Source organism: Streptomyces lomondensis (assembly GCF_014651035.1).
Lineage (GTDB): Bacteria > Actinomycetota > Actinomycetes > Streptomycetales > Streptomycetaceae > Streptomyces > Streptomyces lomondensis.
Window position 1 is genome coordinate 19,105 of record NZ_BMWC01000004.1, and the last position, 22,556, is coordinate 41,660.

Here is a 22,556-nt window from a genome sequence, read left to right on the forward strand (position 1 = left end):
TCAGCCCACGTGCACCTTCGGCCGCCGCTTGCGGTCCGGCTCCGCCTCGCGCAGGACCTCGCGGGTCACCGGGGCGACCTCGCCCTGGCCGAACAGGAAGAAGCGCAGGAGGTTGGCGAAGGGCCCGCCCTCGGTCCACTCGAAGTAGATGTGCGGGATCGAGCCGGTCGTGTCGCGGGCGTGCAGCAGGAGCGCGGCAAGCGCGTTGGGGACGGAGGAGGACTCCAGGGTCAGGACGCGGTAGCGGCCGTGCAGCACCTCGCCGCGTACGGTCAGGCCGGCCTCGAACTCGGACGGGTCGGTGACCGTCACCTCGACGAAGACGAAGTCCTCCTGCCCGGGCACGTCGTTGTCCTGCCGGATCTGCTCGATCTTGTCGCGGTACTCGGCGATGTCGCGCCGGTCGGGCTCGTTGGCGATGAACCGCATCCGGCGGCTGGCCAGGTCGCGGACGAAGCGTTGCGCCATGTCGTCCAGCGTCACGCTGGTCACGCGCAGCTCGAAGGCCCGGGCCAGCCGTGACAGCAGGGAGACCAGGATGATGCCGGCGATGAAGCAGGCGCCGATCTTCACGCCGTCCGGGCGCTCGATGACGTTGGCGACGGTCGTGTAGAGGAACACCGCGGAGATGACCGCGAACGCGATGGTCCAGTTCCGCTGCCGGGCCTTGCGGGCGGCGATGGTCACGGCGATCGCGGCGGAGCTGATGAGGACCAGCACACCGGTGGCGTAGGCGCCGCCCTGCGCGTTGACGTCGGCGTCGAAGATCCAGGTGACCAGGAAGGCGATCAGTGTGAAGACGATGACCATGGGGCGCACGGCACGGGCCCACTGCGGGGCCATGCCGTAGCGGGGCAGATACCGCGGCATCAGGTTGAGCAGCCCGGCCATCGCGGAGGCGCCGGCGAACCACAGGATGGCGATCGTCGAGACGTCGTAGACGGTGCCGAAGGTGTTGCCCAGGTAGTCGTGCGCCAGGTAGGCCAGCGCGCGTCCGTTGGCCTGGCCGCCCGCCTCGAACTCCTTCTCGGGGATGAGGAGGGTGGTGATGAAGCTGGTGGTGATCAGGAAGACGCTCATGATCAGCGCGGCCGTGGTGAGCAGCTTCTTGGTGTCGCGGATGCGGCCGGCCGGCCGCGCCTCCGTGTCGTCCGGGTCGCCCTTGACGTGCGGCATCACGGCGACGCCGGTCTCGAACCCGGACAGCCCGAGGGCCAGTTTCGGGAAGACGAGCAGGGCGACGCCGATCATGACGAAGACGTTGCCGTGCTGGGTGGTGAGGGCGCTCGACCAGTCGGTGACCACATGCCCCGCGGTGATGACATGGTAGAGGCCGACGACCACCACGACCGCGTTCAGCGCGAGGTAGGCGCCCACCAGGGCGACCGCGACGCCGATCGCCTCCAGGAAGCCCTTGAGGAACACCGCGCCGAGCAGCGCCACCAGGACGAGGGTGATCAGCATCTTCTGGTCGTGCAGCACGCCGGTCAGATGCGGGTTCTCCACGAGGTGGGTGGAGGCGTCGGCGGCCGACAGCGTGATGGTGATGAGGAAGTCGGTGGCCGCGAAGCCCAGCAGGGTCAGCACGAACAGCTTGCCCTGCCAGAAGGAGAGGAGCCGCTCCAGCATCGCGATCGAGCCCTCGCCGTGGGGGCTCTCCTCGGCCACGCGACGGTAGACCGGCAGGGCGCCGGCCAGGGTGACGACGACCAGCACGATGGTCGCGATGGGCGACAGCAGGCCGGCGGCGAGGGCGGCGATGCCCGGCTGGTAGCCGAGCGTGGAGAAGTAGTCGACGCCGGTCAGGCACATCACCCGCCACCAGGGCTGGCCCTGGTGCGGGGGTTCCGGTTCGGCGTGGGGACCGGTGTGGCCGCCGCCCTTGCCCATGTCGGACAGGCCCTCCAGCATCCAGGCGCGCAGGCGACCGGGTGGGGCGGGCTCCGTGCGGCTGGGTGCGGAGTGCTCGGTGGTGGCCATCGACGTGCTCCCGATGTGCGGATCGGTGTGGTTCCGGCCATCGCTGGACGGCCCGATCAGCGTAAGCGGAGCGTGACGCATTGGCCCGTGGATGAGGGTGCTGTGCGCGTCAAGCTTCCGTTAAGACTGGGTGTGGACGCCCCCCGCCGGGATGGCCGGATGAGTGAAACGCGAGTTGAGAGCGTGTGGCGCGGCTGCCGGGTCGCCCGTCCGTGAGGTGTGCCGGTGTCTCGGGCCGACCGGTAGGTGAACACCCTCTGTGATCAGACGAGAAGCGGCTTCGTAAGGTTCGCCTTTCGAGTCGAATGTTTCGTCCTCGCGCAAGTCCCCTGCGGGGACTGAAGATTCACTGCCTACGAGGGGTTGTCACCGTTTGGCGGCTGTCTCTAGGGTGCGGCAACAGCGCAGCTTTCTGAATCTCATTCGAAACTTTCGAGGAGCATGATGGGCGACCCGGCACTGTCCCGCCGCGGCTTCCTGGCGGCCTCCGCCGCGGCCGGTCTCGGGATGACGGCACTGACCGCATGCGGCGGGGACTCGGACGGAGGGTCGTCGGGGACGACCACGATCGAATGGTGGAACATCTCCACCACCGAGCCGACCAAGAGCGTCTGGGCCGCCCTCGCCCGGAAGTTCGAGGCGCAGAACCCCAAGGTCAAGGTGAAGATCGTCCAGTTGGAGAACGACGCCTACAAGTCGAAGATGACGGCGCTGACCTCCTCCGGGAAGCTGCCCGACATCTTCCACACCTGGGGCGGCGGCGTCCTCCGGCAGCAGGTCGACGCCGGGATGGTGGAGGACCTCACGGACCGGACCAAGCCGTGGGGCGACGCCCTGCTGCCGGTCGCCCGGGAGCCGTACCTCTTCGACGACAGGGTCTACGGCATCCCGTTCGACATCGGCATGATCGGCTTCTGGTACAACAAGGCGCTGTTCAAGAAGGCCGGCATCAGCGCCCCGCCGACCACCTGGAGCGGCTTCCTCGACGCCGTACGCAGGCTGAAGTCCGCCCAGGTCACGCCCCTGGCCCTGGCGGGCAAGGAGAAGTGGCCCGGCATGTACTACTGGGCCTACCTGGCGATGCGCACCGCGGGCGCCGAGGCGCTCCAGAAGGCCTACGAGGCCAAGGACTTCACCGGCGCTCCCTTCGTCGAGGCGGGAGAGCACCTGGAGGAACTCGTCGGCCTGAAGCCCTTCCAGAAGGGCTTCCTCGGCGCCGCCTACTCCAGCCCCACCGGCCAGGCCGCCACGGTCGGCAACGGCAGGGCGGCGATGGAACTCATGGGCCAGTGGGCGCCCGTGGTACAGGCCGACTCGGGCAAGGGCCTCGGCAAGGACCTCGGCTTCTTCCCGTTCCCCGAGGTCGAGGGCGGCAAGGGCGCCCTCACCGAGGTGTTCGGCGGAGGCGGCGGGCACGCCCTGCGCCGGGGCGCCCCGCAGGAGGCCGTCGACTTCCTCAAGTTCTTCGCGTCCGAGGCCACCGATCTGGAACTGGTCAAGAAGACCGGCGTGCTGCCCGTGGTCCCGGCGGCCGAGAGCGCCATCGCCGACCCCAACATCAAGGCCGTACAGGAGCAGCTGAAGAAGGCCACCGGCTTCCAGCTCTACCTCGACCAGGCCTACGCGCCCGCCGTCGGCCAGGAGGTCAACGACAGCGTCGCCGCGCTCATCTCCGGGTCCAAGTCTCCCGAGCAGGTCGCCCAGTCGATCACGAAGACCGCGAAGGAAGAGCAGTAGCCGGCGATGACCTCCACGTATCTGCCGGACAAACGGGCCGGCCGCGACGCCGGCCCCCCACCCCCGGCCGTCCGCCGGGACCGGGGCCGGGCCCGGCGGCGCATGCTCAACTGGCTGACCGCGACCGGCTTCCAGCTGCCCGCCCTGGTGCTGTTCATGGGGTTCGTGCTGCTGCCGATGCTGTTCGCCCTGTACGCCGCCTTCTTCCGCTGGGGCGGCTTCGGGATGCCCTCGGACTACGTCGGCGGCGAGAACTTCACCCGGCTCTTCCAGGACGACGTCTTCCTCGGCGACCTGTGGCGCTGCCTCGTCCTGGTCATGCTGTCGCTCGTCATCCAACTGCCGTTCGCGCTCGCCATGGCCGTCCTGCTCAACCAGCGGATGCGCGGCCGGGCGGTGTACCGGATGCTGTTCTTCGCCCCGTACGTGCTGTCCGAGGCCATCACCGGAATCCTGTTCGGCATGATCTTCGCGCCGGACGACGGCTTCGCCGACCAGGTCCTCGGCAGGATCGGGCTGGACGGGCTGGGCGGAGAGTGGTTCGCCGACCCGTCGACCGTCATGGCGACGCTGTTCCTCGTCATGACCTGGAAGTACTTCGGCTTCCACATGATGCTGTACCTGGCCGGGCTCCAGGCCGTCCCCAGGGAGCTGACCGAGGCGGCGCTCATCGACGGGGCCGGGCCCTGGCAGCGCTTCCGCAACGTCACCCTGCCGCTGCTCGCACCCACCCTGCGCATCAGCGTCTTCCTGTCGGTCATCGGGGCCATCCAGCTCTTCGACCTGGTGTGGGTGACCACCGCGGGCGGCCCCGACCACCACTCCGAGACCATGGCCGTGACCATGTTCCAGTACGGCTTCAAGCGCTACCAGGTCGGCTACGCCAGCGCGATCAGCGTGGTCATGTTCGCCATCAGCCTCGTCTTCGCCCTCGCCTACCAGCGGTTCGTGCTCCGGCGCGACCTGGCAGGGGCCACCACGACCATGCGGGGGGACGGAAAGTGACAGCCAGTCAGAAAGCCCGCCGGGGCAGGAACCTCCCGCTGCACCTGGTCCTGGTCGTCGTCGGCGCGGTCATGGCCGTCCCCCTGGTCTACGCCGCGCTGTCCGGCTTCAAGTCCACCGACGAGCTCTCCCGCAACCCGGTCGGACTGCCCGAGTCGTGGGTGACCTCCAACTACACCCAGATCCTCGGCTCGGGGGACTTCTGGCGGCTGATCGGCAACAGCACGCTGATCGCGGTGGGCACGACCGTCCTGGTCGTCGCCGTCTCCGCGCTCTCGGCCTTCTCCTTCGCACGGTTCGCCTTCCGCGGCAGGGAAGTGCTCTTCACGCTGTTCACGATGGGGCTGATGTTCCCGTTCGCGGTGGCGGCCCTGCCGCTGTTCCTGCTGCTGCGGTCCCTGGACCTGCTGGACAACCCGCTCGGCGTGATCCTCCCGCAGGCGGCCTTCGGGCTGCCGATGACCATCATCATCCTGCGGGGCTTCTTCCGGCAGATCCCCGGCGAGCTGGAGGAGGCGGCGACGCTCGACGGATGCAGTCCGTTCGGCTTCTTCTGGCGGGTGCTGCTGCCCATGGCGCGGCCCGCGCTCGGCACGGTCTCCGTGCTGGCCGTCGTCACCAGCTGGAACAACTTCTTCCTGCCGCTGCTGGTGTTCACCGACGCGCAGTGGTGGACGCTGCCGATCGGCGTGCAGCAGTTCCAGGGGCAGTACTCGGCTGAGTACGCCAAGGTCTTCGCCTATCTGGTGCTCGCCATGGTCCCCGCCCTGGCCTTCTACTCGGTCGCCGAGCGCCAGCTCGTCGGCGGCCTCACCGCGGGCGCCACGAAGGGCTGACGCGCGCGGCGGACGTACGGCTCACCGACCCATCGATCGTGAGGAGTCGCACCATGCGCACCACCGCAACACGGCTCAGACTCGCCGGGGCGCTCGCCGCCGCGCTGATGCTCGGAGGCATCGCCACCGGGCCGACGGCACAGGCGGACGAGCGGCACGGCAAGGAACCCACCCTCGCCGAACTCGCCCAGCGGCACGGCCGCTACTTCGGCAGCGCGACCGACAACCCCGAGCTCGTCGACGAGCCGTACAAGGCCCTGCTCGGCCGCGAGTTCGACCAGATCACCCCCGGCAACGGCATGAAGTGGTACGCGACCGAGCCCCAGCAGGGCGTGTTCGACTTCTCCCAGGGCGACGAGATCGTGAACCTCGCCCGCGCCAACCGGCAGCGGGTGCGCGGACACACCCTGGTCTGGCACAGCCAGCTGCCGGGGTGGCTGACGGGCCGGGAGTGGACGGCCCCGGAGCTGCGGGTCGTGCTGAAGAAGCACATCCAGGCGGAGGTACGCCACTACCGGGGCAAGGTCTTCGCCTGGGACGTCGTCAACGAGGCCTTCAACGAGGACGGCACGTACCGCGAGTCCGTCTTCTACAAGACGCTCGGGCCCGGCTACATCGCCGACGCGCTGCGCTGGGCCCACCAGGCCGATCCGCGCGTCAAGCTGTACCTCAACGACTACAACATCGAGGCGATCGGCCCGAAGAGCGACGCCTACTACAAGCTCGCCAAGGAGCTGAAGGCCGCGGGCGTCCCGCTGCACGGCATCGGCCTCCAGGCCCATCTGGCCCTCCAGTACGGCTATCCCACCACCTTGGAGGACAACCTCCGCCGCTTCTCGCGGCTCGGACTGGACACCGCGCTGACCGAGGTCGACATCCGGATGCAGCTGCCCGCGACCGAGGAGAAGCTGGCCCTGCAGGCGGAGTGGTACGGCGACCTGACCGAGGCGTGCCTGGCGGTGCGCCGGTGCGTTGGCATCACCCTGTGGGACTACACGGACAAATACTCCTGGATTCCCGCGTTCTTCCCGGGGGAGGGCGCGGCCCTGCCGTGGGACGAGGAACTGCGGCGGAAGCCGGCGTACTTCGCGCTGCGTGAGGCGCTCGGCGGGAAGTAGCGGCAGGCCCTGGCGGATCCGTCAGTTCCGGACTGCCGGAGGCGCCGTGCTCGCCCGTACCACCAGGTCGGTCCCCAGCTCCACCCGCGGCGAGTCCGGCTGCTCGTCGCGGGTGAGGCGGAGCACCGTACGCACGGCCAGCTTGCCCATGTCGGCCAGAGGCTGACGGACCGTCGTCAGCGGCGGAGCCGACCAGCGGACTTCCGGAAGGTCGTCGAAACCCACCACGCTCATGTCCTGCGGCACCCGCAGCCCGCGCCGGCGCAGTGCCTCGATCGCGCCGAGCGCCATCCGGTCGCTGGCCGCGAAGACGGCGGTCGGCGGCTCGGTCAGGTCGAGCAGGGTGTTGCACGCGGTGCAGCCGGACTCGGGACGGAAGTCGCCGGGGACGACGAGGGACTCGTCCAGCGCGATGCCGGCACCCTCCAGAGCCGCGCGGTAGCCGTCCAGCCTGGCCCGGGAGCACAGCAGGCGCGGCGGGCCGGCGATCAGGCCGATCCGGCGGTGGCCCAGCGACAGCAGGTGCTCGGTGGCCGCCATGCCCCCCGACCAGTTCGCGGCGCCGATCGTGGGCGCGTCCAGGGCGGGCGAGCCCGCCGGGTCGACGACCACCAGCGGCACCCCGAGGATCCGCAGCTCCTCGTGGAGCATCGGCTCCAGCGCCGACGTGACGAGCACGACGCCGTCCGAGGCGCGGGCCCGGAGGTTGCGCATCCACTCACGGGCGTCGCCCGAACGCCCGTGGATGGCCGACACGACCGTGCCGACCCCGGCCGCGTGGGCGACCTCCTCCACCCCGCGGATGATCTCCACGGCCCAGGGGCTGTCGAGGTCGTTGAAGACCAGGTCGAGCAGGGCGGCGCGGGTGCCGGAGGGCGCGGGGCGCCTGCGGTAGCCGTGCCGGCGCAGCAGGTCCTCGACCCGGGCGCGGGTCTGCGGCGACACGTCGGACCGGCCGTTGACGACCCGGGACACGGTCGGTACGGACACGCCGGCCTGCCGGGCGATCTCCGTGATCGTGACCCTGTTGCCGGCGTCGGCCTCTTGTGCCGCCACTTGCCCACCTCCGTCGACGGGTGACCGCGAAACTTCCAGGAGTCTTCCGGAAAACGGGCATCCGTGGGAAGGCGCGCGAGCCGGGAACGGGGCGTCGCGGGGGGTGACGGCGAGTGACAGCCCTCGGACACGCGTCGGGGCCGGTGCGCAGGAGGTCCTACGGCCGGCCCCTCTTGTCTGCGGGCGGAGCGGCGCCCCTAGGCGGCCGTCATCACCTGGCTGCCGGCCAGCGGACGGTGCGGTGCGATGATCCGGCCGTCCGGCAGGAGCTCACCGGTGTCCTCGAAGAGCACGACGCCGTTGCACAGCAGGCTCCACCCCTGCTCCGGGTGGTGCGCCACGAGGCGGGCGGATTCCCGGTCGGCGGAGTCGGCGGAGGGGCACGGTGTCTGGTGCTGGCACATGGGTGGGATCTTTCGCTTGGTCGTGGTGGACGAGGTGACTGAGGTTGCTGTGGTCTTCGTTTCGCGGCTAGACGTGTCGTTCATGGCCGCCCCCCGTTGTGATAAGTCGTCGGAACCCAGTGTTGCCCCACGGGCGTCGATCCGCAGGGATTTCGCCGCACCGCTCCTCACAGGTTCAGGACGCATCACCCGCGCGGACGGTTCATCCCAACTGGACTGTCACTTCGGGTGGTTCTCGGTGGCCGGATGGGGCTAGTCCGGTCGGGTCGGCCCCTTCTTGCGGCTCGTACGAGCTATTCGGTGCTCGTACGAGCGTGAAAAAGGGGCGACCCCGCCGCCGGGAATTCGGCGACGGGGTGCGGCAAACTACGCGGCGCTTCAGGCGGGTGAACCGAGCAGGCGCGTGGGAGTCACCCGATGGGTCAGCACCGGGAGGAGTTCGGCGACGCGGTGCGGGCGGTGGGCCGCGATGCCGGGAGGCGCGGGAGCCAGCGGGACGAGCAGGTCGGTGGCGGCGGGGTGGCCGGCGGCGCCGTCCGCGGCGCAGTCCTCGTGCAGCCAGAGCGTCAGCATGTACAGGCTGGGCACCGACAGCAGGCGGGGCTGGTACGGCTGCTGCATCGTCTCGGCCTGGCGCAGGGCGCGCTCGGTGGAGGTGATGTACGGGCCCTCGAAGAAGTGGGAGAAGGCCCAGCCGTCGGGAGTCAGCATGGTGTCCGCCGCGGCCACGGCACGGTCGCCGCAGCGGACCAGGAAGCGCCACCCGGCGAGCCTGGTGGCCGACAGGCCCTCGGGCGTGACCGCGTCGAGTACGTGCACGGGCAGGGGCAGCTCGGGCGTGGCGGGTCCCTGGGCGCCGAGCAGGGCGGGAGTTCGGGCTTCGCGTACCGCGGTGGGCGAGGAGAGCGCAGCCAGGACGGAACGGAGTGCGGGCGCGGGAGCCGGGGGGACATGCAGCGGCATGGTGGGTCGCCTCTCATTCAAAGGCACGGTGGCGCGAGGGCGGGGGCGGGGGCGGACGGCGCTGTCTGCTCACGGGGGTCAGAGAGGCAGGGGCCGGGGTCTTGTGAACGAGAGGGGGGTGGGGTCCGCCGTAGGTCGCCACGACGGCAGGACCCATCGACCGTGGGCGCCAACCTTCTGCCTTGTTCGCGGAGTTTATACGACACGGGTTCAGACTGTGTTTCGTCTAGCCGTTTCCGGTGAGTAGAACAAGGGTACATTCGGTCGGCGATACGCGAGAATTATCCCGATTCCGGGCGGGGGTCCGCGGCGATGACCTCGGTTAATGCCCGCGACCCGGTCGGCCCATTCTCGTCGGCGTTTTTCACGAGTTCGCAGTACCCGGAACCGGCATGAGCGTCATGCCGAGTGAATGTGCCACCGGTCACACGTGACCAGCGTAGCGGCCGGCGGGCCCGCCCGGGACGTTATCGATCGCTTTCGCTGGGCATCCTCCACCTGACCGGAACCCGGCGGCCGGATCTTCGGCCCGCATCATCCGAGGAGGGACGCTTCGATGGGGGAGAAGGTCGTGGCAGGCCGGTTCGACCTGTCCGATCGCCAGCGCTACCGTGACAAGCTCCGTCAGTGCCTGACGGGCTTGGAGCGACTCCTGGCGGAGAAGCGGTTCGATCGCCCGAAGAACCTCATGGGGCTGGAGATCGAATTGAATCTCGCGGGCACCGACGGCATGCCGAAAATGTTGAATGCGCAAGTCCTGGAACGCATCGCCAGTCGCGATTTCCAAACAGAACTCGCCATGTTCAATCTGGAAGTAAACATTCCTCCACACCGCCTGGGGGGCCGGGTATTCGACCGGCTCGCGGAGGAACTCCGCACGTCACTGGCATATGCCGACCGGAAAGCCAGCGAGGTCGACGCGGGAATCGTGATGATCGGTATTCTGCCGACCCTCGACCGGGACGACCTGGTGTCGTCGAACCTCTCCGACGTCGACCGCTACACCCTCCTCAACGACCAGATCGTGGCCGCCCGCGGCGAGGAGTTCACCCTCGACATCGCCGGTGTGGAGCACCTCAGCTGCACGTCCAAGTCCATCGCGCCGGAGGCCGCCTGCACCTCCGTGCAGCTGCACCTCCAGGTCACCCCGGCCCGGTTCGCCGACGTGTGGAACGCGGCCCAGGCGGTCGCCGCCGCCCAGATCGCCGTCGGCGCCAACTCGCCCTTCCTGTTCGGCCGCGAGCTGTGGCGCGAGTCGCGGCCCCCGCTGTTCCAGCAGTCCACCGACACCCGCCCGCCCGAACTCCAGGCCCAGGGCGTCCGGCCGCGCACCTGGTTCGGGGAACGCTGGGTGACCTCGGCCTACGACCTCTTCGAGGAGAACCTGCGCTACTACCCGGCGCTGCTGCCCATCTGCGACGACGAGGACCCGCTCCAGGTGCTCGACCAGGGTGGCACCCCGAACCTCGCCGAGCTCGTCCTGCACAACGGCACGATCTACCGCTGGAACCGCCCGGTCTACGGCGTCGCCGACGGCGTCCCCCACCTGCGCGTGGAGAACCGCGTGCTGCCCGCCGGGCCCACCGTCACCGACGTCATCGCCAACGCGGCGTTCTACTACGGCGTCGTCCGCGCCCTCGCCGAGGAGGCCCGGCCGGTGTGGACCCGGCTGCCGTTCGAGGCGGCCGCCGCCAACTTCGACGCCGCGTGCAAGGACGGCATCGACGCCCGCTTCACCTGGCCCCGGCGCGGCCGCTACGGCGGCACCACCCAGGTCGACGCGGTGAGCCTGGTCCGCGACGAACTGCTGCCGCTCGCCGAGGCCGGGCTGGACGCTTGGAACGTCGAGCCGGCCGACCGCGACCTGTACCTGGGCGTGATCGAGGAACGCTGCCGGCGCCGGGTGAACGGGGCGAGCTGGCAGGCCGCGACCTTCCACCAGGCCCTGGACGCCGGCCTTACCCGGGAGGAGGCGCTGGCCGCCACGACCCGGCGCTACCGCACGCTGATGCACCAGGGGGATCCGGTGCACAGCTGGCCGGTGGGACTGCCGGAGCCGGTGTCGCTGGGCTGAGGCGCCTGCGAGGTGCCGGGCCGCTGCCGCCATACTGATCCGACGGATCGGTGAAGTGGAGGCAGGTGTGCAGGCGGAGGCGAGCCCGGCGGGCGATTCCATTCCCCAGCAGGGGCTGTCACGGCGGATGCTCCGCAACGAGACGCTGCTCGTCCTCGCGCTGTCGCTGGGGGCCAGCGGGGTCTCCGCGCTGATCAGCTTCATCGGGTCGGTCACCAAGCCGGGCGGGCTCAAGGACCAGGCGGCCACGATGAACGCCTCGGCCGCGCCCGGCCGCCCCTGGCTCGACCTCGCCTGGCAGCTCTTCGGGATCACCACGGCGCTCGTGCCCGTCGTGCTCGTGGCCCACTTCCTGCTGCGCGAGGGCGCGAGCCTGCGCACCCTCGGCTTCGACCGCACCCGCCCCTGGCCCGACCTCGGCCGCGGGGCGGCGATCGCCGCGGTCATCGGCAGCACAGGCATCGCCTTCTACCTGGCGGCCCGCGGCCTCGGCTTCAACCTCACCGTGGTGCCCGAGGCGCTGCCCGAGGTGTGGTGGAAGTACCCGGTGCTGATCCTCTCGGCGATCCAGAACGCCGTACTGGAGGAAGTGATCGTCGTCGGCTACCTGCTGCGCCGGCTGGGCCGGCTGGGCTGGACTCCGACGGCCGCGCTGCTGGGCAGTTCCGTCCTGCGCGGGTCGTACCACCTCTACCAGGGCATCGGCGGCTTCATCGGCAACATGGTCATGGGCGTCGTCTTCGTCTACCTCTACCGCCGCTGGGGCCGCGTCGGCCCCCTGGTGGTGGCCCACTCGCTGCTCGACATCGGGGCGTTCGTCGGGTACGCGCTGCTGGCGGGCAAGGTCGGGTGGCTGCCGACGGCGTGACGAGAGGCGGGAGGGGCGTACGGCGGTGTCGTACGCCCCTTCGCCGGTCTCAGGCGAGCAGCTCGCCCTCGATGACGGTGACCGCCCTGCCGGTCAGCAGGGTGCGGTCGCCGCGCAGTTCGGTGCGGACGCGGCCGGAGCGGGGTGAGGCCTGGAGGCCGGTGAGGCGGGGCCGGCCCAGGCGCTCGGACCAGAACGGGGCGAGGGCGGTGTGGGCGCTGCCGGTCACCGGGTCCTCGTCGATGCCGACGTTCGGGAAGAAGCAGCGCGAGACGAAGTCGTAGCCCCGGGCCGGGTCTGCCGCGCGGGCGGTGGCGATGACGCCGCGCTCGGAGTGGGCGGCGAGGGCCCGGACGTCGGGGCTGAGGGCGTGCACCGTCTTCTCGTCGGCGACCTCGACCAGCAGGTCGCCGACGTTCGGGCCGGTGTGGAGGACCGTGAGCGGCTCGGCGCCCAGGGCCTGGGCGAGGCCGACGGGCGGGTCGATCCGGGTGAGCGGGGCCGTCGGGAAGTCGAGCGTGAAGGAGCCGTCGGCGGCGGGCGTGGCGACGAGGACGCCGCTGCGGGTGGCGAACCGCACGGGGCCCTCGTGGACGCCACTGCCGTGCAGGACATGGGCGGTGGCCAGGGTCGCGTGGCCGCACAACGCGACCTCGGCGGCCGGGGTGAACCAGCGCAGCGCCCAGTCGGCCTCACCGCCCTCGGGGAGGGGGTGGGCGAAGGCCGTCTCGGAGTGGTTGACCTCCAGGGCGACGTTCCGCAGCCAGGTGTCGTCCGGGAAGGCGTCCGCGTCGTTCAGGAGCAGGACGCCGGCCGGGTTGCCGGAGAAGGGGCGATCGGTGAAGGCGTCGACGATTCGAATCCGCATGGCCTGACGCTAGGGGCTCCGCGAAGCCCCGGACCAAGGCCAATTCACCAGTGCTGGCCCGGTTCCGCCGGCAGAGTCGCCCTTATCCCGGTGTCCCGATGGCGAGGCTGATCGCGGAGGCGGCGTCGGCGGCGACATGGGTGGGGCGGTAGGAGTCCTGGGTCCAGGCACGTCCGTCCGCCACCCACACGCTCCGGAGTCCGAGCGCGTCGGCGCCCGCGATGTCGGCGTGGGGGGAATCGCCGATGACCCACGCGCCCGGGAGGGAGACGCCGACGGCATCGGCTGCCGCTCGGAAGATCTCCGGGGCCGGCTTCTTGTGACCGACTGCTTCGGAGACGACCCAGCCCTGGACGAGCCGGTCGAGTCCGGTTTTGCGGATCTTCGTTTCCTGCTTGAGGACGCGCCCGTTGGTGACGATGACGCATGTCCAGCCGTCGGCCTGCGCCGCGCCCAGCGCCTCGCGGGTGGCGGGCGCCAGGACGACGTGGTCGGCGGCGCCCCGGTCGAGAAGGGCGTGGACGGCTGTGCCGGGCACCAGGTCGCCGTATCGCTCGGTCAGGGCCGCGGCGACCTCGGGGCGCGGGGTGTAGCCGCTCGCGTCGGCGGCCATCACCCAGGTGAGGTCGGCGGCGGGCAGACCGTGCTCGGCGAGAAAGCCGGCGACGGCGGTGCGGAAGGCCGCGTCGCGGTCGACGAGGGTGTTGTCGAGGTCCAGTAGCAGCAGCGGCATGACCGGCAGTAGACCACAGCCGAGCCGAACCTTGTCATCCGAACTGTTCCGATATATCGTTGAAGCATCGCGACAGATCAACGATGGAATGGAGTGGTTGCGATGCGTACCCATGGATTCGAGCACGGACATGGCCACGGCGGACCGCGCGGCCGAGGCGGCTTCGAGGGACTGCGGGCGGCCTTCGGCCCCTTCGGGCCGGGCGGCGGCTCCGGCTGGGGCGGGCCCGGTGGTCCCGGCTTCGGCCCTGGCCCCTGGGGCGGTCGAGGGCGCGGCGGGCCGAGGGGAAGGGCGCGGCGCGGTGACGTACGGGCCTCGATCCTGGCCCTGCTCAAGGACCGGCCGATGCACGGCTACGAGATGATCCAGGAGATCGCCGAGCGCAGCGGCGGGGCGTGGAAGCCCAGCCCCGGCTCGGTGTACCCCACCCTCCAGCTGCTGGAGGACGAGGGCCTGATCACGAGTGAGTCCGAGGGCGGTAAGAAGCTGTTCTCGCTCACCGAGGCGGGCCGGACCGCGGCCGACGAGGGGCCCGAGGCGCCCTGGGAGGAGGCCTCCCGCGGTGTCGACTGGGAAGCCCTCGGCGAGATCCGCCAGGCCGGCTTCGGCCTGATGGAGGCCTTCGGCCAGGTCTGGAAGACCGGCAGCAAGGAGCAGCGGGAGAAGGCGCTCGGCGTCATCAACGACGCGCGCAAGAAGCTGTATCTGATCCTCGCCGACGAGGACTGAGGATCCGGCTGCTCGTGGAGAGGGTCCGACTGCTCGTGGAGAGGGCCCGGCTGCTCTTGGAAACAGGCGCCCCCCGGAGATCCGGGGGGCGCTTCTGCGTCCCGGGGCGTCAGGCCACCAGCGCGTCCAGCCTGCGCAGCGACTCGTTGAGGGCCGCCGTGGCCGAGTCCTTGAGCTTGGCCGCCATCAGGGACACCGTCGCGCCCGTGAACGCGCCGTCGATGCGGACGGTCGTCGCGTCGCCGTCGGGCGTGAGGGTGTAGCGCGTCGCGACGGTCACGGCCATCGGGCCCTTGCCGCGGATGGCGAGCACCCGGGCCGGTTCGACTTCCTCGACGGTCCAGGCCACCTCTGCGGGGAAGTTCATGAGCCGCATGTTCTCCTGGAAGGCCGCGCCCACTTCGAGGGGCTCGGGGCCGCCCGCCGGGAAGCTCGTGTGGGTCGCGTTCCACTCGCCGTAGGCGGACCAGTCCGTGAGCCTGGCCCACACCTTCTCGGCCGGCGCCCCGATGCGTGCCTCCGCGCTGACTTCGGCCATGCGACCACCTCTTCGTCTCGGGCTGGGTGTCGCGGAACGTAGCCGTGACGGCCGCAATGTTCAATACTGACGAACTGTCAGCCGTGGTGGGGCCTACGGACGAATCAGCCTGATCTCCTCCGTAAGGAGGAGATTCCGGCCGGGGGAGTCCACTTCCCGTGGGACGCGAAAATGCTTCCTGCCGAGGATGACCCGGGCGCCCGGGACTGATGGGGTGGAGGATGTGCAACCCCGCATCCCCCGGCAGTCGGCCCATGAGCACGGCATCCACCGCGCAGAGCACGATGCCAGGCTCAGTGACGAGCTGGCATCGGTGGTCGGCGGTGCCCGCCGCAGGGCGGTCCGGGACGGGGACCGCCAGATCGACACCGCCCACCTGCTCCACTCGCTGCTGGAGTCCGACGCGGAGGCACGCGCCGTCTTCGGCGAGGGACCGCGGATCGCGCGACTGCTCGGCTATCTCGTCCAGCGCAGCATCGGCTACGGCCTGCGCTGGCAGAGCGGTGTCGAAGACTCCGGTGCCGTCCCCGTGGTGACGGAGAGCGCGGGCTTCTCGCCGCTGGCCGCGGCGTCCATGGAGTACGCCTGCGAACGCGCCGTACGGCACGGCGGACCGGCCCGCGGCACCGACCTCCTCGCGGCGATCCTCGTCGACCCGCAGGCGCGCGCGGTCGAGGTGCTCCAACGCGCCGGGATCGACGCGCACGAGGTGCTCGCCCGGCTCCAGGACCTGTCCGACCGGCCCCAGGAGTACGCCGGCGGCGGCGAAGCCGCTCACTGACCCGGCCCGCACGTCCCGTCCGGACAGTGAGACAGGTGTCATAGGGGGTGACGCTCCTGTCGGGGCCTGCCATCATGTGCCGGTGCGTACGTCTGACAGCAGTGTGAGCAGGCGCGGCAAGGGCGTGGGGCTCGGCCTCGCGATCCTGTCCGCGGTCGCCTTCGGCGGATCCGGTGTCGCGGCCAAACCGCTGATCGAGGCGGGCCTGGACCCGCTGCACGTGGTGTGGCTACGGGTGGCCGGGGCGGCCTTGGTGATGCTGCCGCTCGCCGTCCGCCACCGCGCGCTGCTGCGCCGCCGCCCCGGACTGCTCGCCGGGTTCGGGCTGCTGGCCGTCGCCGGTGTCCAGGCCTGCTACTTCGCCGCGCTCTCCCGGATCCCCGTCGGGGTGGCGCTGCTCATCGAGTACCTGGCACCCGCCCTCGTGCTGGGCTGGGTGCGGTTCGTGCAGCGGCGGCCCGTGACCCGGGCCGCCGCCCTCGGTGTCGTTCTGGCCGTCGGCGGACTCGCGTGTGTCGTCGAGGTGTGGTCGGGCCTCGGCTTCGACGTCCTGGGGCTGCTGCTCGCGCTCGGCGCGGCCTGCTGCCAGGTCGGCTACTTCGTCCTGTCCGACCAGGGCAGCGACGCCGGCGACGAGGCGCCCGATCCGCTCGGGGTCATCGCCTACGGCCTGCTGATCGGCGCGGCCGTCCTGACCGTCGTCGCCCGGCCCTGGTCCATGGACTGGTCCGTGCTCACGGGCACCGCCCGCATGGACGGCACGCCCGTCGCCGCCGTCGTCCTGCTGGCCTGGATCGTGCTCGTCGCCACCGTCGTCGCCTACGTCACCGGCGTGCTCGCCGTGCGCCGGCTCTCCCCGCAGGTCGCCGGAGTCGTGGCCTGCCTCGAAGCGGTGATCGCCACCGTCCTGGCCTGGGTCCTGCTCGGCGAGCACCTGTCGGCGCCGCAGATCGCCGGTGGCGTGATCGTGCTGCTCGGCGCGTTCATCGCGCAGTCCTCGACGCCCGCGAAGGGATCGGAGCGGCCGGTGGCGGGCGGCGGCCCGGAAAGGGAGTGGTCCACCCCCGGGACCACCGCATAAGGTGTCGATCATGCCTTCCGACGCGCTCGTTCTTCCGCCTCCGGCCGCCTGAGGCGGGCCCTCCGGAAACCGCGCCCGGCGCGTTCGCCGCCGGGCCGAACGGTGCTGCCCGCAGACGAAGTCCGTGGACCCCGCTGATCCCGAGCGATCCGGGGCCCTTCCCGAACTTCGCGCACCAGCCGCCGCCCGTCGTGCGCGGCGCCTCGTGCGCTTCTGCGGAGAGAACACGTGTCGAACACCACCTCCGGCCTGCCCGTAGGGCGAGGCCTCCTCTATCTGATCGTCGCCGGTGCCGCCTGGGGCACCGCGGGCGCGGCCGCCTCCCTGGTCTACCAGGCCAGTGACATGGGGCCGATCGCCCTCTCCTTCTGGCGCTGCGCCGCCGGTCTGGTCCTGCTGCTCGCCGTGCGCCCGCTGCGGCCGCGCGCCGGTACCCCCGTCCGCGAGCCGTTCGGCCGCCGGGCGCTGCGGGCCGGTGTCACCGGGCTCGGCCTCGCCGTCTTCCAGACGGCCTACTTCGCGGCCGTCGCCGCCACCGGCCTCGCCGTGGCCACGGTCGTCACCCTGGGCGCGGGGCCCGTCCTCATCGCGCTCGGCGCCCGGCTGACGCTGGCCGAACGCCTGGGCCGCGGGGGCGCCGCCGCCGTCGCGGGTGCCCTCGCGGGTCTCGCGGTCCTCGTCCTGGGCGGCGGCGGTACGGCCGTACGCCCGTGGGGCGTGCTGCTCGCGCTGCTGTCTGCGGCCGGGTACTGCGCGATGACCCTGCTCACCCGCCGCTGGGGCCGCGACGGCGACACCGACGCCTCCCGGACGACCGCCGGGGCCTTCGCCGTCACGAGCCTGTGCCTGCTGCCGTTCGCCCTGGCGGAGGGGCTGCTGCCGCACACCGAGGAGCCCGGGCGGCTCCTGCTTCTCCTGCTGTACGTCGCCGCCGTGCCCACGGCCCTCGCCTACGGCCTCTACTTCGCGGGGGCGGCCGTCGTACGGTCCGCCACCGTCTCGGTGATCATGCTGCTGGAGCCGGTGAGCGCGGCCGTGCTGGCCGTGGTCGTGCTCGGTGAGCGGCTGACGGTGGCGACGGTGGCCGGGACCCTGTTGATGCTGGGGTCGGTCGCGGGGCTTGCCGTGGGGGAGGTGCGGACGCCCAAGGAGCGGGCGGTGCCTGCCTGACGGCGGCTGCGGGCCGCCGTCGGCCGGCCGCGCAGTTCCCCGCGCCCCTGAAGGTCACCGGTCCAGCAGGTAGGGGGGAAGTGCCGTGTCCGCGGCCAGGGCCGGGTCGGGAACGGGGGTGCCGTACGTCTTCCGCACCGGGACCACACCCGCCCAGTGCGGAAGACCGAGGTCCTCCGGTTCGTCGTTCACGCCGCCGGTGCGGAGCTTGGCGGAGACCTCGCCCAGGTCCAGGCGGACCACGGCGGTGGCGGCCAGCTCCTTCTTGTTGGCCGGCCGCGAGTCGGCGGAGCGGCCCGGAACCACGTGGTCGACCAGCGCGTCCAGGGCCTGGCGCTTCTCCTCGGGGTCCGTGACGTCGTGGGCGACGCCGTGCACCACCACCGAGCGGTAGTTGATCGAGTGGTGGAAGGCCGAGCGGGCCAGGACCAGTCCGTCGACGTGTGTGACGGTCAGGCAGACCGGCAGGCCCGGGTCGGCCTGGCCGGCCGCCCGCAGCGGGCGCGACCCCGTCGAGCCGTGCACGTAGAGCCGCTCGCCGACCCGGGCGTACAGGGTGGGCAGCACGACCGGCGCGCCGTCGCGGACGAAGCCGAGGTGGCAGACGTAGGCCTCGTCGAGTATCGCGTGCACCAGTTCCCTGTCGTACGAGGCCCGGTTCGGGGAGCGGGTGGGGACGGTGCGGTCGGTCGGTGTGTAGGCGGTGGTGGGCTGCGACGGCGTCTGCGAGGTCCCCTGCATGGCGCTCTCCATTGCACTAGTGCATAATTGGCTTTGTGCTAGGAGAGTATCCGATCAGCGGGCGCCGTGCAGCGGACATTTCCGCGAGCATCGAGCGGGCGGTAGGAGCCGGTGAGCTGCGGCCGGGTCAACTGCTGCCGCCCATGCGGGAGTTGGGGGAGCGGCTGGGAGTGAATCCCAACACGGTCGCGGCCGCGTACCGGACCCTGCGCGAGCGCGGGGTCATCGAGACCGCGGGCCGGCGCGGCAGCCGGGTGCGGCCGGCGCCTGCCACGACCGGGCGGGACCACATCCGGGTGGACGTCCCCGAGGGCGTGCGGGACGTGGCGAACGGCAATCCGGACCCGGCGCTGCTGCCGCCGCTCGCGGGCGCGTTCGCGGCGGCCGCCGCCGAGGGCGACCGTGCGCCGGTGCTCTACGGAGCAGCTCCCGTGGAACCGGAGCTGGCCCGGATCACACGGGCCGGATTCGACGCCGACGGGGTGCCGGACGGGCCGCTCGCCGTGGTCTCCGGGGCGCTCGACGGCGTCGAACGGGTGCTGGCGGCCCACCTCAAGCCCGGCGACACCGTCGCCGTCGAGGACCCCGGCTGGGGCCGCACCCTCGATCTCGTGCCGGCGCTCGGCCTGCGGACCGTCCCGGTCGGCATCGACGACGAGGGGCCGCGCGCGGACGACGTGCGCCGGGCGCTGGAGGCCGGGGCGCGGGCCCTGATCGTCACGGACCGGGCGCAGAACCCGACCGGTGCCGCGGTGAGCGCCACGCGCGCGCGTGCCCTGCGGTCCGTGCTCCGCGAGCACCCGGAGGTCCTGCTGATCGAGGACGACCACGGCCACGGCATCGTCGACCTGCCCCTCCACCCCCTGGCCGGCGCCACCCGGCACTGGGCGTTCGTACGTTCGGCCGCCAAGGCCTACGGCCCCGATCTGCGCCTCGCCCTGCTCACCGGGGACGCCGTCACCGTCGACCGGGTCCGCGGCCGGCAGCGGCTCGGGCCCGGCTGGGTGAGCCGGCTGATGCAGCGGGCGCTGGTACGGCTGTGGGCCGACGGTGCGGTGGACACGGCCGAGGTGGCGGCGGCGTACGGGCGGCGGAGGGACGCGCTGATCGGCGCGCTCGACCGGCGCGGTGTCGCGGCGCACGGACGCAGCGGGATGAACGTGTGGGTGCCCGTGCCGGACGAGACCGGCGCCGTCGCCCGGCTGCTGCACGCCGGCTGGGCGGTCTCCCCCGGCGCCCGCTTCCGGATGAGCGCGCCGCCCGGCATCCGCGTCACCGTCTCGACGCTCGGCGACGACGAGACGGAGGCACTGGCCGACGCGATCGCCTCGGCACTCGGCCCGGCGCCGGCGCGGAGTTACGTCTGAGGTGTCCGCCGGGAGTTCGGCCGCACCTGGGTCAGCGCCGCCCCCGTCAGTACGATCACCGCCCCGACCGGTGTCGACCAGGCGAGCGGCTCACCGAGGAGCGCGAAGCCCGCGGCCGTGGCGATGACCGGGACGAAGTACGTGACCATCTGGGCGGTCGTCGGGCCGACCTCGGCGACCAGGCCGTACTGGAGGAGCACGGCGAGGCCCGTGCCCAGGGCGCCCAGGGCGGCGATCGCCAGCAGCGGCACGACGGACACGCGGGTGGGCAGGGACGTGAACAGCGGGGTGACGACGGCCAGTTGGACCGTCGCGAGCAGCAGCTGCGCGCCGGTCATCGACAGGTGGGAGTGGCCGGTGCCGGCCAGGGTGCGGCGGACGTAGATCCAGCCGACCGGGTAGCTGAGGGAGGCGAGCAGGGCCAGGGCCGTGCCGGTGGCGTCCAGGCCGTGGAAGCCCTGCCAGGCGCCCAGCACCGTGAGCACCCCGAGGAAGCCCAGCCCCAGCCCGGCGACCCGCACCCGGGTCGGGCGGTCCTCCGACAGGGCGACCAGGGACAGCGCCATGCCCCACAGCGGCGAGGTCGCGTTGCAGATGCCCGCCAGCGTGGACGGAATGGTCAGCTCGGCGTACGCGAACAGCGAGAACGGCAGGGCGTTGAGCAGGAACGCGGCCACCGCCAGATGCCCCCAGGTGCGGGCCCCGCGCGGGAGCCCCTGGCGGCGCACCGCCATCGCGGCGGCCAGCACCGCCGTACCGAACGCCAGCCGGCCGAGCGTGACCTGGAACGGCGCGTACCCCTGGGTGCCCACCTTGATGAGCAGGAAGCTGAAACCCCAGATCAGGGAGAGGGCGGCGAACCGCAGGCGCCAGTCGAGGCGGGGCGGCCGGGCGCGGTCGGGCGAGGCGGTGGCGACCCGGCTGGAGGCGGTGGTGACGGTGCTCATGGACGCCACGATGCGGGAGGAGAACTTCGTAGCACAATCGAGATTTCGCACCCGGTATTGCGTAGCATTGCTTACATGTTGAACCTGGAGCGCCTGCGCACCCTCGACGCCCTCGCCCGGCACGGCTCGGTCAGCGGCGCCGCCGAGGGACTGCACATCACGACGTCCGCCGTCTCGCAGCAGATGTCCAAGTTGGAGCGGGAGGTCGGCCAGCAGCTCCTCGCCAAGAACGGCCGGGGCGTGCGGCTCACCGACGCCGGCCGGCTGCTCGCCGAGCACGCCGCGCGCATCCTGTCCCAGGTCGAACTCGCCCAGTCCGACCTGGAGGCACAGCGCGGGCAGGTCGTCGGCGAGCTCAGGCTGTCGGCGTTCCCGACGGCCGCGCGCGGCCTGCTCCCGCTCGCGCTGTCCGCGCTGCGCGAGCGGCACCCGGCGCTGCGCCTGCGCTCCTGCGAGCTGGAGCCGGAGCAGGGCATCGCCGGAGTCGTGCGCGGCGACCTCGACCTCGCCGTGGTGCTCGACTGGTACAACAAGCCGATGGCACTGCCGGACGGCCTGGTCAAGGCACCGATCCTGGACGACCCGGCCGATGTGGCCATGCCGGTCGACCACCGGCTCGCAGGGCGTGAGGAGGTGGACCTCGCCGAGTTCGCCGACGACGAGTGGATCACCTGGGGCGAGGGCGAGTTCTGCCACGAGTGGCTGATGTTCACGCTCCGCTCGAAGGGCATCGAGCCGATCGTCGGCCACCGCGCCGCCGAGACCCACACGCAGCTCGGGCTGGTCGCCGCGGGGCTGGGCGTGTGCATCGCCCCGCTGCTCGGCCGCCATCCCGTGCCGGCCGGAGTCGTGACCGTCCCCCTCAAGCAACGGGTGCGGCGGCATGTCTACGTCGTCTGGCGCGCGGACGCCGACCGCCGCCCGTCGATCCGGGTGGCGGTCAAGGCCCTGCGGGCGGCGGGGGAGAGCGTCGGCTGAGCCTCGGCGACGGCCGCTGCCCGACCGTCGCGAGGGCTACCGCGCGCCCAGCTTGCGGAAGTCCCAGGAGACGATCTTCTCCGGCGTCAGCCGCAGCCAGGCGTGCCGGCCGTCGTGCGGCATCTCCTCCATGCGGAAGTTCTTCCGGGCGAACAGCGTCTCCGGCACGTCGAGTTCGGCGCGCAGCTCGCCGGTGCGCGGGATCTCGCCCACGAACTCGACGGTGCCCGACAGCTCGACGCCGCGCAGTTCGTCGTACTCCTCGCCGGTGTCGACCACGATCGCCACACGAGGGTCGCGCCGCAGGTCGGTCCACCGCTTGCTGCGCACGACCGAGTACAGCCACATCGAGGTGCCGTCCCAGGCGAACCACAGCGTGCTCACGTGCGGAGCGCCGTCGGCCGACACCGTGGCGACCCGGCAGGTGCGCTGCGTGGTCAGGAAATCGTCCAGCTCGCCCGGCGTCATCATGATCTTCCGGCCCCGGCGCTGCTGTGTGACGGTCATGCTCCCCCTCTTTCTTCACTCACGTCGTGTCAGAGGAGATCCTCTGACATCACGTCAGAAAAGAATGAGCGCTCT

The 22,556-nt window shown here is 71.6% G+C and carries 22 protein-coding genes; 12 read left to right on the forward strand and 10 right to left on the reverse strand.

From position 1 onward, the window contains the following. Positions 1 to 1,980, reverse strand: a complete 1,980-nt coding sequence (locus IE255_RS15190) for an APC family permease (protein ID WP_190050789.1) — start codon at positions 1,978 to 1,980, stop codon at positions 1 to 3. 444 nt (positions 1,981 to 2,424) lie between these two features. Between IE255_RS15190 and IE255_RS15195 the strand changes: the two genes are divergently transcribed. From IE255_RS15195 to IE255_RS15210, 4 genes are all read left to right on the forward strand, one after another. Beyond that, a complete protein-coding gene (locus IE255_RS15195; RefSeq protein WP_190050790.1) occupies positions 2,425 to 3,717 on the forward strand; it encodes an extracellular solute-binding protein in 1,293 nt (430 codons plus the stop codon). A gap of 6 nt (positions 3,718 to 3,723) precedes the next feature. Then, positions 3,724 to 4,722, forward strand: a complete 999-nt coding sequence (locus IE255_RS15200; RefSeq protein WP_190050791.1) for a carbohydrate ABC transporter permease — start codon at positions 3,724 to 3,726, stop codon at positions 4,720 to 4,722. Between the two features lie 71 nt (positions 4,723 to 4,793). Beyond that, complete coding sequence (locus tag IE255_RS15205) at positions 4,794 to 5,558, forward strand: carbohydrate ABC transporter permease (RefSeq protein WP_229906461.1); 765 nt, start codon at positions 4,794 to 4,796, stop codon at positions 5,556 to 5,558. A gap of 53 nt (positions 5,559 to 5,611) precedes the next feature. Further along, positions 5,612 to 6,676 (forward strand): endo-1,4-beta-xylanase, encoded by a 1,065-nt coding sequence (locus IE255_RS15210; protein WP_190050793.1) that lies wholly within the window; start codon positions 5,612 to 5,614, stop codon positions 6,674 to 6,676. Between the two features lie 21 nt (positions 6,677 to 6,697). Here IE255_RS15210 and IE255_RS15215 read toward each other — a convergent pair whose 3' ends face one another. The 3 genes from IE255_RS15215 to IE255_RS15225 all read right to left on the reverse strand — a co-directional run bounded on the left by IE255_RS15215 (position 6,698) and on the right by IE255_RS15225 (position 9,099). Then, on the reverse strand, positions 6,698 to 7,732 hold the full coding sequence (locus tag IE255_RS15215; protein ID WP_190050794.1) for a LacI family DNA-binding transcriptional regulator: 1,035 nt from the start codon (positions 7,730 to 7,732) through the stop codon (positions 6,698 to 6,700). Positions 7,733 to 7,929: 197 nt separating this feature from the next. Then, a complete protein-coding gene (locus tag IE255_RS15220) occupies positions 7,930 to 8,136 on the reverse strand; it encodes a DUF5999 family protein (protein WP_114250812.1) in 207 nt (68 codons plus the stop codon). Positions 8,137 to 8,514: 378 nt separating this feature from the next. Beyond that, the gene (locus IE255_RS15225; protein WP_190050795.1) at positions 8,515 to 9,099 is read right to left on the reverse strand and encodes a hypothetical protein; all 585 of its coding nucleotides are present in this window, start codon (positions 9,097 to 9,099) and stop codon (positions 8,515 to 8,517) included. Between the two features lie 556 nt (positions 9,100 to 9,655). Here IE255_RS15225 and IE255_RS15230 point away from each other — a divergent pair. Further along, positions 9,656 to 11,173 (forward strand): glutamate-cysteine ligase family protein, encoded by a 1,518-nt coding sequence (locus IE255_RS15230; protein ID WP_190050796.1) that lies wholly within the window; start codon positions 9,656 to 9,658, stop codon positions 11,171 to 11,173. Between the two features lie 127 nt (positions 11,174 to 11,300). Continuing rightward, positions 11,301 to 12,041 carry a CPBP family intramembrane glutamic endopeptidase gene (locus tag IE255_RS15235; protein ID WP_267974576.1) on the forward strand — a complete coding sequence of 247 codons (741 nt, stop codon included), beginning with the start codon at positions 11,301 to 11,303 and terminating at the stop codon, positions 12,039 to 12,041. A gap of 49 nt (positions 12,042 to 12,090) precedes the next feature. Here IE255_RS15235 and IE255_RS15240 read toward each other — a convergent pair whose 3' ends face one another. Together IE255_RS15240 and IE255_RS15245 are read right to left on the reverse strand one after the other, a co-directional pair. Further along, positions 12,091 to 12,909 carry a PhzF family phenazine biosynthesis protein gene (locus tag IE255_RS15240; RefSeq protein WP_190050797.1) on the reverse strand — a complete coding sequence of 273 codons (819 nt, stop codon included), beginning with the start codon at positions 12,907 to 12,909 and terminating at the stop codon, positions 12,091 to 12,093. An 82-nt stretch (positions 12,910 to 12,991) separates the two neighbouring features. Then, on the reverse strand, positions 12,992 to 13,642 hold the full coding sequence (locus tag IE255_RS15245; RefSeq protein WP_190050798.1) for an HAD family hydrolase: 651 nt from the start codon (positions 13,640 to 13,642) through the stop codon (positions 12,992 to 12,994). Positions 13,643 to 13,744: 102 nt separating this feature from the next. On the opposite strand from IE255_RS15245, the gene IE255_RS15250 reads away from it, so the two are divergent. Further along, entirely contained in the window at positions 13,745 to 14,371 is a 627-nt protein-coding gene (locus IE255_RS15250) for a PadR family transcriptional regulator (RefSeq protein WP_190050799.1), read from the forward strand. A 109-nt stretch (positions 14,372 to 14,480) separates the two neighbouring features. Here IE255_RS15250 and IE255_RS15255 read toward each other — a convergent pair whose 3' ends face one another. Then, positions 14,481 to 14,909 carry a type II toxin-antitoxin system Rv0910 family toxin gene (locus IE255_RS15255; protein WP_190050800.1) on the reverse strand — a complete coding sequence of 143 codons (429 nt, stop codon included), beginning with the start codon at positions 14,907 to 14,909 and terminating at the stop codon, positions 14,481 to 14,483. A 223-nt stretch (positions 14,910 to 15,132) separates the two neighbouring features. On the opposite strand from IE255_RS15255, the gene IE255_RS15260 reads away from it, so the two are divergent. The 3 genes from IE255_RS15260 to IE255_RS15270 all read left to right on the forward strand — a co-directional run bounded on the left by IE255_RS15260 (position 15,133) and on the right by IE255_RS15270 (position 17,941). After that, positions 15,133 to 15,690 (forward strand): Clp protease N-terminal domain-containing protein, encoded by a 558-nt coding sequence (locus IE255_RS15260; protein ID WP_229906423.1) that lies wholly within the window; start codon positions 15,133 to 15,135, stop codon positions 15,688 to 15,690. A gap of 76 nt (positions 15,691 to 15,766) precedes the next feature. Continuing rightward, the gene (locus IE255_RS15265) at positions 15,767 to 16,771 is read left to right on the forward strand and encodes an EamA family transporter (protein WP_190050802.1); all 1,005 of its coding nucleotides are present in this window, start codon (positions 15,767 to 15,769) and stop codon (positions 16,769 to 16,771) included. A 228-nt stretch (positions 16,772 to 16,999) separates the two neighbouring features. Then, positions 17,000 to 17,941, forward strand: coding sequence for a DMT family transporter (locus IE255_RS15270; protein WP_190050803.1), 942 nt, complete (start codon positions 17,000 to 17,002; stop codon positions 17,939 to 17,941). 54 nt (positions 17,942 to 17,995) lie between these two features. Here the strand turns inward: IE255_RS15270 and IE255_RS15275 are convergent, their stop codons facing one another. Further along, entirely contained in the window at positions 17,996 to 18,682 is a 687-nt protein-coding gene (locus IE255_RS15275) for a pyridoxamine 5'-phosphate oxidase family protein (protein WP_190050804.1), read from the reverse strand. A gap of 35 nt (positions 18,683 to 18,717) precedes the next feature. Between IE255_RS15275 and IE255_RS15280 the strand changes: the two genes are divergently transcribed. Further along, complete coding sequence (locus IE255_RS15280) at positions 18,718 to 20,049, forward strand: aminotransferase class I/II-fold pyridoxal phosphate-dependent enzyme (RefSeq protein WP_190050805.1); 1,332 nt, start codon at positions 18,718 to 18,720, stop codon at positions 20,047 to 20,049. Here the strand turns inward: IE255_RS15280 and IE255_RS15285 are convergent. Next, entirely contained in the window at positions 20,040 to 20,996 is a 957-nt protein-coding gene (locus IE255_RS15285; RefSeq protein ID WP_190050806.1) for a DMT family transporter, read from the reverse strand. The genes IE255_RS15280 and IE255_RS15285 overlap by 10 nt on opposite strands. Positions 20,997 to 21,071: 75 nt before the next feature. Here IE255_RS15285 and IE255_RS15290 point away from each other — a divergent pair, with 75 nt between their 5' ends. Next, positions 21,072 to 21,974, forward strand: coding sequence for a LysR family transcriptional regulator (locus tag IE255_RS15290; RefSeq protein WP_190050807.1), 903 nt, complete (start codon positions 21,072 to 21,074; stop codon positions 21,972 to 21,974). 36 nt (positions 21,975 to 22,010) lie between these two features. Here the strand turns inward: IE255_RS15290 and IE255_RS15295 are convergent, their stop codons facing one another. Continuing rightward, positions 22,011 to 22,481 (reverse strand): pyridoxamine 5'-phosphate oxidase family protein, encoded by a 471-nt coding sequence (locus IE255_RS15295; protein WP_190050808.1) that lies wholly within the window; start codon positions 22,479 to 22,481, stop codon positions 22,011 to 22,013. Between the last annotated feature and the right edge of the window lie 75 nt (positions 22,482 to 22,556).

Excerpts from the sequence above, each read along its gene's own strand:
- IE255_RS15190 (WP_190050789.1), bottom strand. The coding sequence starts at position 1,980 with ATGGCCACCACCGAGCACTCCGCACCCAGCCGCACGGAGCCCGCCCCA.
- IE255_RS15195 (WP_190050790.1), top strand. The coding sequence starts at position 2,425 with ATGGGCGACCCGGCACTGTCCCGCCGCGGCTTCCTGGCGGCCTCCGCC.
- IE255_RS15200 (WP_190050791.1), top strand. The coding sequence starts at position 3,724 with ATGACCTCCACGTATCTGCCGGACAAACGGGCCGGCCGCGACGCCGGC.
- IE255_RS15205 (WP_229906461.1), top strand. The coding sequence starts at position 4,794 with ATGGCCGTCCCCCTGGTCTACGCCGCGCTGTCCGGCTTCAAGTCCACC.
- IE255_RS15210 (WP_190050793.1), top strand. The coding sequence starts at position 5,612 with ATGCGCACCACCGCAACACGGCTCAGACTCGCCGGGGCGCTCGCCGCC.
- IE255_RS15220 (WP_114250812.1), bottom strand. The coding sequence starts at position 8,136 with ATGTGCCAGCACCAGACACCGTGCCCCTCCGCCGACTCCGCCGACCGG.
- IE255_RS15225 (WP_190050795.1), bottom strand. The coding sequence starts at position 9,099 with ATGCCGCTGCATGTCCCCCCGGCTCCCGCGCCCGCACTCCGTTCCGTC.
- IE255_RS15230 (WP_190050796.1), top strand. The coding sequence starts at position 9,656 with ATGGGGGAGAAGGTCGTGGCAGGCCGGTTCGACCTGTCCGATCGCCAG.
- IE255_RS15235 (WP_267974576.1), top strand. The coding sequence starts at position 11,301 with ATGCTCCGCAACGAGACGCTGCTCGTCCTCGCGCTGTCGCTGGGGGCC.
- IE255_RS15240 (WP_190050797.1), bottom strand. The coding sequence starts at position 12,909 with ATGCGGATTCGAATCGTCGACGCCTTCACCGATCGCCCCTTCTCCGGC.
- IE255_RS15245 (WP_190050798.1), bottom strand. The coding sequence starts at position 13,642 with ATGCCGCTGCTGCTACTGGACCTCGACAACACCCTCGTCGACCGCGAC.
- IE255_RS15250 (WP_190050799.1), top strand. The coding sequence starts at position 13,745 with ATGCGTACCCATGGATTCGAGCACGGACATGGCCACGGCGGACCGCGC.
- IE255_RS15255 (WP_190050800.1), bottom strand. The coding sequence starts at position 14,909 with ATGGCCGAAGTCAGCGCGGAGGCACGCATCGGGGCGCCGGCCGAGAAG.
- IE255_RS15275 (WP_190050804.1), bottom strand. The coding sequence starts at position 18,682 with ATGCAGGGGACCTCGCAGACGCCGTCGCAGCCCACCACCGCCTACACA.
- IE255_RS15285 (WP_190050806.1), bottom strand. The coding sequence starts at position 20,996 with ATGAGCACCGTCACCACCGCCTCCAGCCGGGTCGCCACCGCCTCGCCC.
- IE255_RS15290 (WP_190050807.1), top strand. The coding sequence starts at position 21,072 with ATGTTGAACCTGGAGCGCCTGCGCACCCTCGACGCCCTCGCCCGGCAC.
- IE255_RS15295 (WP_190050808.1), bottom strand. The coding sequence starts at position 22,481 with ATGACCGTCACACAGCAGCGCCGGGGCCGGAAGATCATGATGACGCCG.